General features: G+C 68.7%; 10 protein-coding genes. All 10 read right to left on the reverse strand.

The genetic code is table 11. The features are described from left to right. Window positions 1-37: 37 nt before the first annotated feature. A complete protein-coding gene (gene terL, locus GAK38_RS03830; RefSeq protein WP_325341585.1) occupies window positions 38-1,879 on the reverse strand; it encodes a phage terminase large subunit in 1,842 nt (613 codons plus the stop codon). A gap of 109 nt (window positions 1,880-1,988) precedes the next feature. Next, window positions 1,989-2,291: a hypothetical protein gene (locus GAK38_RS03835; protein ID WP_325341587.1), complete on the reverse strand. Its 303-nt coding sequence runs from the start codon at window positions 2,289-2,291 to the stop codon at window positions 1,989-1,991. Beyond that, window positions 2,288-2,707, reverse strand: coding sequence for a GNAT family N-acetyltransferase (locus tag GAK38_RS03840; protein ID WP_325341589.1), 420 nt, complete (start codon window positions 2,705-2,707; stop codon window positions 2,288-2,290). The genes GAK38_RS03835 and GAK38_RS03840 overlap by 4 nt, the downstream gene beginning before the upstream one ends. After that, the gene (locus GAK38_RS03845) at window positions 2,704-2,988 is read right to left on the reverse strand and encodes a holin (RefSeq protein ID WP_325341591.1); all 285 of its coding nucleotides are present in this window, start codon (window positions 2,986-2,988) and stop codon (window positions 2,704-2,706) included. Before GAK38_RS03845 ends, GAK38_RS03840 begins: the two co-directional genes overlap by 4 nt. Beyond that, window positions 2,985-3,263, reverse strand: a complete 279-nt coding sequence (locus GAK38_RS03850) for a hypothetical protein (protein WP_325341593.1) — start codon at window positions 3,261-3,263, stop codon at window positions 2,985-2,987. The genes GAK38_RS03845 and GAK38_RS03850 overlap by 4 nt, the downstream gene beginning before the upstream one ends. A gap of 18 nt (window positions 3,264-3,281) precedes the next feature. Then, on the reverse strand, window positions 3,282-4,757 hold the full coding sequence (locus GAK38_RS03855; RefSeq protein ID WP_325341595.1) for a tail fiber domain-containing protein: 1,476 nt from the start codon (window positions 4,755-4,757) through the stop codon (window positions 3,282-3,284). A 24-nt stretch (window positions 4,758-4,781) separates the two neighbouring features. Beyond that, on the reverse strand, window positions 4,782-7,238 hold the full coding sequence (locus GAK38_RS03860) for a phage tail fiber domain-containing protein (protein WP_325341597.1): 2,457 nt from the start codon (window positions 7,236-7,238) through the stop codon (window positions 4,782-4,784). Between the two features lie 24 nt (window positions 7,239-7,262). Further along, window positions 7,263-11,480, reverse strand: coding sequence for a hypothetical protein (locus tag GAK38_RS03865; RefSeq protein ID WP_325341599.1), 4,218 nt, complete (start codon window positions 11,478-11,480; stop codon window positions 7,263-7,265). A 101-nt stretch (window positions 11,481-11,581) separates the two neighbouring features. Next, window positions 11,582-11,962 (reverse strand): M15 family metallopeptidase, encoded by a 381-nt coding sequence (locus tag GAK38_RS03870; RefSeq protein WP_325341601.1) that lies wholly within the window; start codon window positions 11,960-11,962, stop codon window positions 11,582-11,584. Continuing rightward, window positions 11,959-12,801: a glycoside hydrolase family protein gene (locus GAK38_RS03875; RefSeq protein ID WP_325341603.1), complete on the reverse strand. Its 843-nt coding sequence runs from the start codon at window positions 12,799-12,801 to the stop codon at window positions 11,959-11,961. The genes GAK38_RS03870 and GAK38_RS03875 overlap by 4 nt, the downstream gene beginning before the upstream one ends.

Raw genomic sequence — 12,801 nt, forward strand, 5'->3', positions numbered from 1 at the left:
CGTAGCCACAGGACCTCCCAGCCCCTCCTGCGCCCTCTTAGAACGTCACCCGGTACACCGGCACCGGCTCGCCGTCTTCGTCCTCCTCCACGGACCAGATGGTGCCGCGCGGGGCAGACCCGATGCGCTCATGGGCTCGCAGCACGCGGGCCAGTTCCTCCTCCTTCCACTCCTCCTCCATGTCGTTGATGGCCTGCTGCACGTCCTGCGCCAGCGCCTGCTGGAGGTGGGACACCGCGCCGGCCAGGGCGTCGATGCGGTCATCGTGGGTGAGGCAGCCTCGCTCGCGGCTGATGTGGGTGAGCTGGTAGCAGAGCTTCTCGTCGCGGGCCACGGAGTCGTTGAAGATCAGCCGGTGGCCGGTCATCACGGGCTCCAGCGTGTCGATGATCCGCTGCTCCTTCTGGCCCTTGGCCCACTTGGACTCCAGCACCGAGCAGCCTGCGGTCTCCCCGGGCTTCGAGGCCGGCCAGTGCTTCGCCAGGACAGGCTGGAAGGCATTCACCCAGACGCCTCCGGCGAAGTTCGGCTCGACCACGATTTCGTGGACGTTGTGCTCCTTGGCGGCCAGGGCCAGCCGGACCATCGCCTCGGCGGGATCGCCATCGAAGCCGTCCACGGAGACGACGTACATCAGCCCGTTGAGGACCTTCACGACGGCCCAGGCCGTCTCGTCGGCGCCGCGACCCGAGGGGTCCACGAACATCGCGGACTGCTCGAAGCCGGCCCACTCCGGGTCCACGAACAGCGGGCCGAGCCAGTGGTCCCCGGAGAACCCGGCGACCGGCAGGTCGTCCCTGCGGTTCTTGCCCTGGCTGTCCGGCCCCCACACGACGCCACGGGGCGCCTTGGGGGTCTTGCCGCTGTCCAGGTGCATTACGATCAGGTCGCGCAGCTTGAGCGGATAGCGCTCCGCGTCGCTCAGGGACGTGTCGAGCTGGAACTGGAGCGCGAAGTACGCCCGGCCCTTGCTCTCGCGGTTCTGCAACTCGAACTCGTTGAAGCGCTCGGGGTCGGTCGGCGTCCAGGCGAGGCCGGGGTTGGCGTCCACGCGCCTCGCCCAGGGGCTCAGGCAGTCCAGAACCTGCCCGCCTTCGCGGGTGATCTTGTAGCTGTCGCGCTTGTCCACCGTGGGGAACCGGGCCGGAAGAATCCAGCCCATGTACCCCTGCTCGCGGATGAGCTTGGTGTAGATGGACTCCTCGGTCTGGGGCGTGCCCAGGCAGATCACGTCCGCCCCGCCGGTCACCTTGATCGCCGAGAACTCGTTGGTCTTGTGCAGCAGCCGCTCACGCGCTTCGACGGTGCGGCTGTTGTCCGTGACCTCAATGTCGTCCGCGATGATGAGCGTTGCCCGGGAGCCGGTGATCTGCCCGGTGATGCCCACGGCCTTGATGGACGGGGACTGGGAGATTGAGGCCCCGTTCACGTCGAAGGCGTAGGCGGTGTCCCGCTGGTCCTCGCGTGGCCGCAGGTGCGCGAAGCGCTCCATGGTGTTGAGGAGCGTCTTCGTCATCGAGACGAACTCCTTGGCCTTCGTGCCCGAGGCCGAGACCACCAAGACCGTCTCGTCGTAGGTCCGGCGCTCCAGACGCCACAGCGCGAAGCCCGAGGTCAGGTAGGACTTCCCGATGCCCCGGAAGGCTTCCAGGACATCCTCGCGGAAGACATGGGGCTCGGCCAGCCGGGTCCAGCCGGCGCGATCAGGCTCTGCGTCTTCCTCGCCGAACCAGTGGGCATAGCGCCCCTGGGGGTCCAGGCCGTAGCCGGCCCAGCCGTGCTGGAGGAAGTAGGCAATCTCGTACTGCGCGGGCGTGGGCGCAGGCAGAGCGAGGTGGTCCCAGATGAGAAACGCCATGTTGCGGTAGTCCGCAAGCACGGGGTCCTCGTGGTCGTGCCACCACGGTCGGCCGGGGATGCTCACTTCGGATACCCCGCGCCGACCAGCGCAAGCCCCAGGAGGGCCAGCGCGAACAGGACGGCCAGGATCACTGCGGCCGGCCGAACGGCAGGCCCTTGCCCTGCGTCTTCATGAACTGGTCCAGCATCCCGCCCTCGCGGGGCTTGCCCGTCTGGGGCACCTTGGCGGCACCGGCCGGGTCCTTGAGGTCCTTGAGGTACGCGCGGACCACGGAGAGAAATGAGGCGTCCGGGGCACCCAGGAGGACCTCGCCGGTCCCCGGGTCCACGATGGCGCCGTCCTTGTTGGTCAGGGGCTGACCCTTGAGACCCTGGATCAGCGCAGCCTCGAAGGCCGAGCGGATCACCGGCTCGTTGATAGGTTCGGTCATTGGATGGTCCTGCGCCAGTACAGGGTCCCCTCGACGCCCCAGGGGCGCACCGGGTCGTACAGGCGGAAGCCAGCGCCGATCAAGTTGTTCGCGCTGGTCGTGTGGCAGTAGGTGGTGGTGATGGCGGCAACGAGGCCGCGCTTGCGGGCGTAGCGAATGCGCTTGCCCAGCAGGACGCGCTGGAGGCCCCGGCCCCGGTAGTCGGGCAGGACGCCGCAGCGGCTGAAATAGAAGGAGGTGTCTTCGGTGATGGCCGGCCGGCAGCCGGCGAAGGCGATGGGCCTTGCGCCGTCCCAGACGATCCACCATGCGCCCGCGAGGTAGTCCTCGTGGTCGTCGCAGGGGAACGTCAGGACGTGCAGCGCCCGCAGGGTCTCGGCATCACTGGCCCGAGCCCGGCGGCAACGCAGGGTCACGCGCCGCCTGTGACCTTCTCGTGGATCAGGCGCTCCAGGAACTGCTCGCCCAGCACGGCGACGGCCGAGGCGAGCCCGATGACGCCCAGCATGGGGACGCCTGGGACGAAGGCCAGGATGGAGCCGGCCGCAACGGCGAGCCCTGCGCTGATGATCGTGCGTCCGAAGGCCAGCCGCCAGGAGAACTTCTCGTCGCTCATCAAGAGCTTGCCGAGGGCAATGAAAGCCCCGACGCCGGCCAGGACGGCCAGGGGGCGCCAGAGGCTGTCTTGGTCGTTCATGCGGCCCCGTCAGCCACAGCAGCGGCCGTGCCCGTCTTGCGGGTCACCTTGGACTTCGGGGCCATCGAAGCGTCGGCGGCGGCAGGCGGCACGGGGGCAACCTTGGCCGGCCAGGGCGAGCCGACGCCGGAAGGCGCCAGGACTGCCAGGGTCGTGCCGAGGTCCTCGGACTCGCCGGCCGACACTTCGATGCCGTTGACGTGAGGGCTCTCGGGGCCGAAGGCGATGGCGGTGACTTGCCCGTTGTGGGCGAAGATGCGGTACTTGGTGGTCATGGGTTACTTCGAGACAGGTTAGGTCTTCTCGATTGCGGTGACGCGGGTGCGGAGGTCTTCCACCTCGCGGATGAGCGCCTGGACTTCCAGGACCGTCAGGGCGATCAGGGGGCGGTCCAGGACGATGGCGGGTTGCGGGTCACCCTTGGGCGTCAGGGCGGTCACGTCGCCGTCCACGGCGGCCGGGAAGACCTTGGTGAGGTTCTGGGCCGAGAAGCCGGTGGAGAGCTTCCCTGCGGGCTTGAACACCCCGACGTTCGCGTAGTCGAAGACGATGGGCTTGATGCCCAGGTAGGCTTCACGGTCGGCGGCGAGAGGCGCGATGTCCTGCTTCACCCGCTCGTCCGAGGCCATCTGGAGTTGGCCGACGCCCGTGGCATCGACCCACAGCCATGTGTTGCTGCCGTTCCATTCCAGGTTCATCCAGTTGCCACCGTAGGTGCCACTGGTGCCGTTGCGGGAGCGGTAGCCCACGGCGAAGCAGCCGTTGTTCAGCGTCAACTGGCCGGCCACCGTGAGCGAACTGCTCATAGAGATAGGCCCGGCGAACGTCTGGGTGGTGGTGGTGCTGAGGATCGCCCGGGCATTGATCTGGGCCTGGAGCTTGCCGAGGCCGGTCAGAATCGAATCGGTCGTGGCGAGTACGGCGTTGGTCGTGGTGACCAGCCCGGTCAAGGCGGTGCCACGGGCGGCAGTGCCGAAGTCCTGCCACGTCTTGTTGCCCTGCCAGAACTGCGCGGTGGTGCCAGCAGCGATGGTCGGCTCCTTGTTGGCGGCAGCGGCAGCAGAGTTCGCCGCGTTGGTCGCGGACGTGCTGGCCTCGCCCGCCTTGGTGCTGGCAGTGCTGGCGCTGTTGGACGCCTCCGTCGCCTTGGTGCTGGCAGTGCTGGCCGAGCCGGCCGCAGCCGTCGCCGAGTTAGCGGCGTTGGTCGCGGAGGTCGAGGCCTCGCCAGCCTTGGTGCCTGCGGTGGTGGCCGATCCTGCGGCAGCGGTGGCGCTGTTGCTGGCATTGGTGGCCCGAGTGTTCGCCGTGGTCGCAGAGCCCTCAGCAGCCGACGCCGAGGAGGCAGCAGCCGTGGCAGACCCAGCAGCCGCAGCTGCCTTCTCGGTGGCCGTGGTGACGCCAGCGGTGACGCCGGCAGCAGCCTGGGTGGCCGTGGTGGCCGCAGCCTTGGCGGCGTCGATGTCGCCCTGGACCGACTCCGGGATGGACTGGTACAGGGCAATCAGGTCGGAGACCTGACCGGCCAGGAAGCGGCTGATGCTCTGGGTGGGCACCAGGACGTAGGAAGCGGCAGCGGCGTCCGTCCCGGTGTAGGGGGTAGCGAGGGTAAGCGCGGTGTCGGAGCCGATGTTGGTGACCTCATAGAGGTTCCCATCAGGGGCCATCAGGGCATCGCCCTTCCACGCCTTGCTGTTCCACAGCGTGCCCGAGCCGGACACAGCGGCGCTACCGGAGGTGACTTTGACGGTCCCGGTGCGATACCAAGTCATTGGTTCCTTTGGTGGTTGTGCGGCTTACCGCTTGAATTGAATGGTTGCGAGACTCACGGTGCCGACGCTGCCGGCCCGGCTGCCGGTGACCGTGTGGGTCCCAGCTGGGAGCGTTACGCAGGCCATCGTGGAGCAGCCCGACCCGATACCGCTCCCGGTGCTTTGCTGCACGCCGTTTACCGACAGGGCGATGGTCGAAGTACCGGCGGCCCAATCCTGGTGCGGGCTGGGCGAATCGACTGAGCCCATGCAGATCACCGTGGACTGCTCAGTGAGGCCCAGGGCCAGGGTGGCCGTGCCGGAAGCAGAAGTAGCCGAACTCGTCTTCGACAGCGCGTTGCCTGCGATCTGCGCCGTGTCGATCACAGCGAGTTTGTTAACCCGCAGGCCGTTGGCGGGGTCATAGGTCAGGTCGCCACCGAAGCTCAACGAAGAAGCGCTCAGGTCAATCCACGTCGTGTTCGCGGCGTTCTGAAGGCGACCAGCGGTCGCCGTGCCGATGTTGGCGCTCAGGGCGCTCAGGGACGGCGTGGTGATGCCAGCCGGCGTGATGGTGGTGCCCAGGCCGCTCGTGGTCCAGGGACTCGGACGGGTCTGGTTCGGCCCCGCCACGGCCACAAAGGGCATGGTGGCGAACAGCCAGCTGTCGCTCTGCCCGGCCTGGGTGGGACCCTTGCGGATCAGAAGCCGCGCCGAGGCCGCAGCAGTCGGGGCGACCCCGAAGCCGTACAGCCGCTTCCAGTTGGACAGCAGCGCACCGCCAGTGGCGGCGGCGGCGTTGTCTTCCACGGAGTTGAAGACGCCCACGGCGTTCCCCGCTGCGTCCACGAAGACGAGGAGGATGCGGCCGACCGCCCGGTGTAGCCCAGTGTAGCAGGAGAATTCGTAGCGCTCACCCCCGATCACCGGGAAATTGGCGCTGGTCAGTTCCGAGAAGCGCGAGGCGATGTCCTGGCCGTTGTAGTTCTGGTTGCCCTGAAACATGCTGGCCGCGTCCATGGCCTCGGGCTTCCAGGTCGCGCCCGCGCCGTTCACGGAGGTCGTGATGCCACCCAGGTTGTCGCTGTAGGTCCAGCCACTCAGGCCGTCCAGGAAGGTCGAGGACTTGAGCAGGTTGGTGCCCAGGCTCACGTCCAGCTTGCCAATGGTCACTGCGCCGGCCTTGAGCTTGTCCGTGGTCACCGCGTCGGCGGCGATGCTCCGGGCCTCCACTGCGCCGTCCACCAGGACACGTCCAGGGAAGGTCTTGTCGCCCACGCGGTTGGAGGGGACTACGAAGGTCGGCGAGCCGTCCACGCTCCCGGCGACGAACATGGGTTGCAGGGTCCCGTTGGGGGCGGCGCTGTCCACAAACACGAGGCGCTGGGCGGCCAGGACGATTTCCGAGCCGGTGTAGTCGTCGCTGGCCGTGGCGTTGAGGCCAATGCCGGCGAAGACTTGCTTGCCGTCCGCCCGCTGCGCCATGGTCTTGAGGCTGTACTGCGACTCGACCTTGACCACGCGGTCGCCCACGCGGTCGATGCTTGTCTCCAGGTCCTGGATGATCTGGCCGAGGTTCTCGCCGATCTGGGTCTGGAGGGTCAGGATGTCCTTGGCAAGGGCGCCATCAGCATCCGAGCGGACCTTGCTCTCCTGTTCGATCAGGGCGTCCACGTCCTTGAAGCGGGCCTCCAGGGTCTCCAGCTGGCGGGCCTGGGTGTAGGTGGAGGTGGCCTCAGCCACGGCCGACCCAAGGATGGACGCGGCGATGCGCTCGACCTCACGATCATCGGTGTCGGGATCGCCCAGGGCATCCAGTTCGGCCTTGACCGAATCCAGGCGGCTGGAGAACGCGAGGTCGGCGCTGACCAGCGTGGCGATGCTCTGGTTCACTGAGGCGGACAGGTTGGCCTGCTGGGCCTCGACGGTATCCAGGCGCGTGACGACGGCCCCGTTGGCGGCCTGCACGTCCGCGATGGTCTTGTCCACCAGTTCCTGGATCGCCTTCTGGCCGGACTCCAAGGCCACGGCGCGGGCGCCGAGTTCGTCCAGGGTCCGAAGGCCGGCCGTGAGGATCGCCTGCGAGTACGCGAGGCTGTCCAGTGCGCCCGAGATAGTCTCGATTTCCGAGGTCAGGTTGGTGATGACCGTGGACACGGAGCCGGTCAGACCGCCGCTGCGCTCCTGCACCAGATACAGGACTTGGAGCCGCGCACGGTTCAGGTCCGTCGCGGTCATGAGGGCCGCGTCCTTGAAGTCGGCGAAGGCGTCGAGGTCAGGGGTGGCGCGGAAGATTTTGAGGGGTTCGCCGGCCGGGATGGGCTCGCCGAACAGGGTGTGTACCTCGACGGTGTGGTCGTCGATGAACTTGAATAGAGCGGGCGCCCCGGCGTTCCGCGTGACCACGATGTGGCTGCGGGACAGGTAGGGGAACCCGAAGGTGTAGCGCTTGGTGGCGCCGTCGGCCGTGTAGTCGTTCCAGGGTTGGTAGGTCGTCGTCATGAGGTTGGCGGCGACCTCCGTCGCCTAGAAACTGTCTACGCCGGCTAGGTGCATGAGCACCTTCGCCTGCTGGTTGAGGGGGATCAGGGTGTGCGCCTTCTTCCACACGCGGGAGCCTTCGCCGTTGGCGGCGTCGGCGCCCATCTGGGACACATCGGCAAGGGTCTGCGACCACGGGCCGGCGAGGTTCGCCAGCCAGCCGTTCTGGCTGTACTTGCTGGTGCTGCCGGTCAGGGTGACCCCGGTCCTCGCGTTGAGCACCGGCGACAGCAGGTTGACCCCGGCTTGCAGGGGCGCCCCGGCCATGCCGAGGAACCCGCTGCGCTGGATCACCTCCACCGCGTGGGCGGCCTTCTTGTCCGGGTCGTTGTAGTTGCCCAGGCCGGCCGTGCCCTCCTTGCGGAAGGCGGCGATCTGCGCGGACATTTCCCCGGCGGCCAGCGCCCATCCCAGCGCCATCGCCGAGCGGCCGTACTCGCCCGTGAGGGCGCCGTGCTGCACCGCGCTGCGCAGGAAGCCCTGGTAGAACGTCGCGGCGTAGCTCTGGAACTGGAGGAACAGGCGGCCCATCGGCTTGCTCATGAGCAGCGGCTGGTTGCCGAATCCGGAGACGATGGAGGCCCGCTTGGCGGTCTTGACGAGCGCGAGGTTGAGCACGTCGGCCATGTGGGCGCCCAGCGGGTCCGTGTTGCCCTGCGAGTCCGCGATCCACTTGTGCGTGTTCGGGATGAACAGGTCCTTCACGTCCTCGCCGTGCTTGTCCATGAGCCGGCCGATCTGCGTCAGCTCGGTCTTGCCGATGCCCAGCTTGGCGAGGTCGGCCCGCTTGCCGGCCGGGAGCTTGTCCCAGCCGTCCTTCGCCCACCGCCGGATGTTGGTGAGCTGCACCCAGGCGGCCGTGCGGCGCATGATGTCCGAGAACCCCTTGAGGCCAGAGAGCTTGCCGGTGGCGTCTGCCGTCGCGTTCATGACGGCCTCGACCTTCCCGGTCACCTGCCGGGTCAGACCCGAGCCGAAGCCTGCGAGGTCCTCGCCGGCCCCGGAGGCCAGGGCGCGTTCGGAGAACGCCATGTGCGAGCCGTGCTCCAGGGACTGGAGGAACGTCGAGAGTTCCTTGGCGCCCTCGTGGCCCTTGGCCGCCTCGGCGATCAGCTTGCCGGTCTTGCCGCGCATGGCGACCAGCCCCGGCGCGAAGCCGCGTGCCGCGTACATGCCGGTGGCGATGTCGTTGACCGCCCCGAAGATGAAGCCGCCCTGGTAGCGCAGCAGAGTCGCCTGCTTGAGCCGGTCGATGGTCCAGGTCAGGGCGTCGTCGTCCTTGACCTCGTGGCGCCCCAGCACCTTGTCCCAGATGGCCTCCACGTCCTTGAGGTTCTTGTCGCGCACCGTGCGGATCGCGGCCTTCTCCTTCTCGGACTTGGCCCCGGCGATCAGGGTGTCGTAGTGGCCCATCGCCTCGCGCAGCACCTCGTCGCGGGATGCCCCGTCGAAAGCGCGGTGCGCGGCGACCTGCCCGCCCAGGTCGGACGTGTAGCGGTCCATCTGGTGCAGCGGGTCCGACTCGCGGAACTCCATGGCCTTGAGCTTCTGCATTTCCTCGAAGGACCAGTTCAGCGTCTTCTGCTTGAGCCGGCCCGTCATGGGCGCCTTGTCCAGCAGCAGGCCGCCGGGCGCACGCTGGCCGCCCCGAAGGTGGTTGGTGAGCTGCTGCGCCCACTTGGCCGCCGGGGTCTGCTTCGCGTTGCGCGAGGCGGCCCACTGGGCCTTGCGCAGCGCATGGGCGCTGTCGCGCACCTCCTTGGCGGCGGCGGTCAGGTCCTGGCGCAGCAGGCGCTTCATGATGAGCGCTTTCTGCCGGGCGGCCTGGGCGTCCTCCAGGGCGATCCGCAGCTTGTCCAGGCGCTCGGTGTCACGCGCCATGCGCTCCCGGAATCCGGGGGCGAGGTCGGCGTGGTCCTCGTGCTGGAGCAGGGTGCGGACCTCCTTGTCCACGGCGGCCTTCCAGTCGGCGGCGTTGCGCTGGCGGGAGGCGGTGTCCTCGAAGACCGCGCGGGCCTCGCGCAGGTGGTCCTGGGCCGTCTTGCGGTTCTCCAGGGCCTCGCGCAGCTCGCGGTTGACCTCGGCAATCTGGGTCTGGGCGTGCTCCAGGTCCCGGGCCGCCCGCCAGTCCTCGTCCTTGAGGGGCGCGAGGTCCTTGCGTGCGTCGAGGTGCGGGGTCTTCTCGTCGCGGAGGAACCCCACGAAGCCCTGGGCGTCATCGGCCGAACGCTCGGCTTGACGCACCGCGCGGGCGTGGGCGTCCAGGTCGTGGCCGCCACGGGCGAGCTGTTCCTGGAGGTCCTCCGCGAGCGCGTAGGGGTCCTTGACCTTCGCCAGGGCGGCGTTGACCTTGGCCTCGGCCTTCTCGGCGGCCCGCTGCGCGGCGCCCAGGTTTCGCACGTTGGCGGCCAGGGTCTGCTCGGCCGCCTCGGCCCGCAGCTCCTTGAGGGACGCCTTGCGGTAGTCCTTCGAGGCGCCCCGGAAGTCGTCCAGCACGTCGGCTGCGGCCTCCTGGGCAGCGGCCTGCCGGGTCTCGGCAGCAGCCACCCGGCCCTCGGCCACGAGGGTGCGGGCCAGTTCCTGGTCGCCGGCCCACTCGCGGATCGCCTTGGCGGCGCGTGCGGGGTCCTGAGCCTTGAGGGCCTCCCAGTCGGCCGGCAGGGCCTCGGCCTTCTCACCCGGCTTGACGGGCTTGGGCGGGCCTCCCTGCGCGATGTAGCCCTGGGCCTGGAGGAACTCGGTTTGCGGCTTGTCGGCGACGTGCTCCAGGAGCATCGTCTCGAATTCGGCGGGGTTCTTGTCGATCCCCTTCTTGTTGTAGAGCACCGGGGTGTAGTGGCCGTCCTGGGCCAGCCGGGGATCGGCGGCGCCGTGGCGCACGGCCTCGTCCCAGAAGTCGTTGTAGAACTTCTGCTGGCGCTCGACCGCCTCCTTCACGCGGCCGAAGACCTTGGTGGCCTTGGCCTCGTCGCCGCCCAGGGAGTCCTTGAGCTTGGCGATGATCGGGGCGTAGATGTCGCCCTGCGTCTGCCGGGCGGTGGCGGCGGCGATGTTGAGGTCGTCCACGGCCGCCATGAAGTCCCGGCGCGACACGGAGCCCACGTCCACGGTGCCGGTGGACAGGCTGTGAACCATGTCCTTCGCGTCGTGCAGCAGGCCGGAGGCGCTGTCGCCCAGGTCCTCGTTAGCCTTGCGGAACAGGCCCACCACGTCCTCGGCGGCCTTCTGGCCTTCGAGCGTGTACAGGGTGCGCAGCGACTCGGCGTCCGGTCCCTGCACCCGGCCCTCCAGATGACCGCGTAGGTTCAGGCCAGGGATGTCCGTCAGGCGAGCCATCGCTTCGAGGCCCGGGCCGTCGTAGTGCGTCATGCGCCCGATGGGCGTCAGCCCGCCGAACAGCGTGTCGTCAATCCACTGCTGGGCCTTGCCGCCCTGGGCGATCTTGAAGTCGTCGCCGGCCATGCGCGGCCGGTACACCGGGTTGCCGGCGTCGTCGTAGCCCTGGGCCACGCGGGCCGCGCCGATGGAGTCGCCGCGCAGCTCGGCGCCGCTGGACGACCCCAGGCCCTGCTCGCGCAGCGGGGTCTTGTCCAGGTTCTCCGGGTGCAGCGGGTTGTCCGGGTGGCCGGGCCGCAGCGGGGAATCGTGCGGCAGGCGGTTGAACACCGCGCCCAGGCCGGCGCCGAGGAACGTGGAGACCCCGATGTTCATGAAGTCGTCCTCGCGCTCGCGCAGCGGCTGGAGCTTGTGCAGCACCGCGTTCTGCGCCAGGGCGTCGGTCAGGCCGACAGCGGCGCCGCCGAGGGCGCCCCGGCCCAGGCCGGCGACGGACAGGAGGGAGGTCACGTCCAGCAGGCCGTAGGCGAAGTTCAGGACGGCCGAGCCGTCATGCCCGTCGATGATCGTCTGCTTGAGGTCCTGGTTCCACCGGGCGACCTGGGCCAGCCGGTCGAACTGGGCGCGGTTGCGGGCGCCGTCGAACCAGCCGGAGGCCAGCTCCTCGTCCAGGCCGCTCAGGCCGGCCTCGCGGGCGTAGCGGCGGGCGTTGAAGCTCAGGTCCACCGCTTGGTCGCCTTCGTCCAGTGCGCCGGCCGCAAGGTGCATCACGCCTTGGCCGAGGATGCTGTAGCGCGACCAGTGCGCCTCGGCGACCTCCTGGGCCGTCGGGCGGCCGAAGGTATCACCGCCGTCCGCCTTGGTCATGGCGGGGGCCTGGACAGGCTCGGAGAACGTGGGGGTGTAGTTCGAGAGGGGAACCGCAGGAGCGGTCGGGTTGGTCGATGGGTCCATTGGTTCCAGGGGGATCAGGGGTAGACCTTGCGGTCCAGTTCAAAGTGCGGGCCATCGCGCAGCGTGGTCCACGCGCCGCCCCAGATCACGGGGTGGCTCAGGGCCGCCGCAGCGGCCAGGAAGTCCTTGGAGAACTCGCGGTACTTGGCGAAGTCCCAGTTGGCCGAGCCGTCCGGGTTTAGCAGCACCACGTCCACGGCGTGGCCGGTGAGGTGCCGGGAGTTCTGGGTCTGGCTGGCGCCCTTGGCGACCAGCTCGCGCTGGCGCTCGGGGGTGCGCAGACCCTCGGAGACTTGGAAGGGGATGGCGCTGGCGGCCGCCGTGCGCTGCACGATGGCGACCAGATGGGGGTGGACGCCCGTGAGGCGCTCGATACTCTTTGCGTTGAGGGTCACTGAGGTGGGAGACGGTTGGAGCCGTTGTCGAAGAAGGCTTGCGCCTTGGCGCCCAGGTACACGGCGGCCTCGTGGTTGCGCCGGTTCTGGAGCTGGCCGCCGAGCGTGTTGAACGACCGGATCATCTGGGCGACCTCCTGCGGCTTGGCGCCGCGCTGGATCGCGTCGGGGATGCCCGAGCGGCGCAGGCCACCGGCCCCGGCGTTGTAGGCCAGGGAAATGAGCGCGGCCCGCTCGCCGTCGTTGAGGACGGTGCCGGGCAGCATGCGGTCGATGTCGGCGTTGAACTGGAGGATCAGGTGATCCCGCAGTTGTCCGCCCTGCTCCTGGGTCAGGCCCTTCTGGCCGTTGGCGATGGCATGGTTGTCGGCGTCGGTGAACCCGAACATCTGCGAGAACAGGCTGCGCCAGTTCTTGTGGGCGTTCAGGTTGAAGCCGTAGCCGATGGCGACCTCGTTGCTGGCTTGGGCCGGCGCGTTGTCATCGAAGTCGCCGGGGCGCACGGTGATGTTCTTCGGGTCCGTGCGCTTCGGGTTCTTCGAGCCGTAGTAGGCGGTCGGGTAGAAGCCCTCGGCGCCGTCGATGGTGGACTTGGCGAGGTCGAGAATGCTTTTCGTGCCCGTGGGGAGGGCACCGTTCATTTGGGGCATGGTGGCTCGGTTGCGTGCGAGGAAGTCCCGGTAGGCGTCCAGGTTCCAGCTCTTGGGAACGTAGGACGCGCTGCCGGCCGGGCCGACCGTGCTGTCCATGCGCAGCTCGCCCTGCATGGTGAGCTTGTCGATCTGCGCCTGGATGGCTTGGTGCTCCAGGTAGTCCGGGTTGGTCGGATCAGGGGTCAT

The organism is Xylophilus sp. (assembly GCA_009914555.1).
Classification (GTDB): domain Bacteria; phylum Pseudomonadota; class Gammaproteobacteria; order Burkholderiales; family Burkholderiaceae_C; genus WNDY01.

Coding starts and splice junctions, on each gene's coding strand:
- GAK38_RS03835 (WP_325341587.1), bottom strand. CDS start 2,291: ATGACCGAACCTATCAACGAGCCGGTGATCCGCTCGGCCTTCGAGGCT.
- GAK38_RS03845 (WP_325341591.1), bottom strand. CDS start 2,988: ATGAACGACCAAGACAGCCTCTGGCGCCCCCTGGCCGTCCTGGCCGGC.
- GAK38_RS03850 (WP_325341593.1), bottom strand. CDS start 3,263: ATGACCACCAAGTACCGCATCTTCGCCCACAACGGGCAAGTCACCGCC.
- GAK38_RS03855 (WP_325341595.1), bottom strand. CDS start 4,757: ATGACTTGGTATCGCACCGGGACCGTCAAAGTCACCTCCGGTAGCGCC.
- GAK38_RS03860 (WP_325341597.1), bottom strand. CDS start 7,238: ATGACGACGACCTACCAACCCTGGAACGACTACACGGCCGACGGCGCC.
- GAK38_RS03865 (WP_325341599.1), bottom strand. CDS start 11,480: ATGACCAAGGCGGACGGCGGTGATACCTTCGGCCGCCCGACGGCCCAG.
- GAK38_RS03875 (WP_325341603.1), bottom strand. CDS start 12,801: ATGACCCCTGATCCGACCAACCCGGACTACCTGGAGCACCAAGCCATC.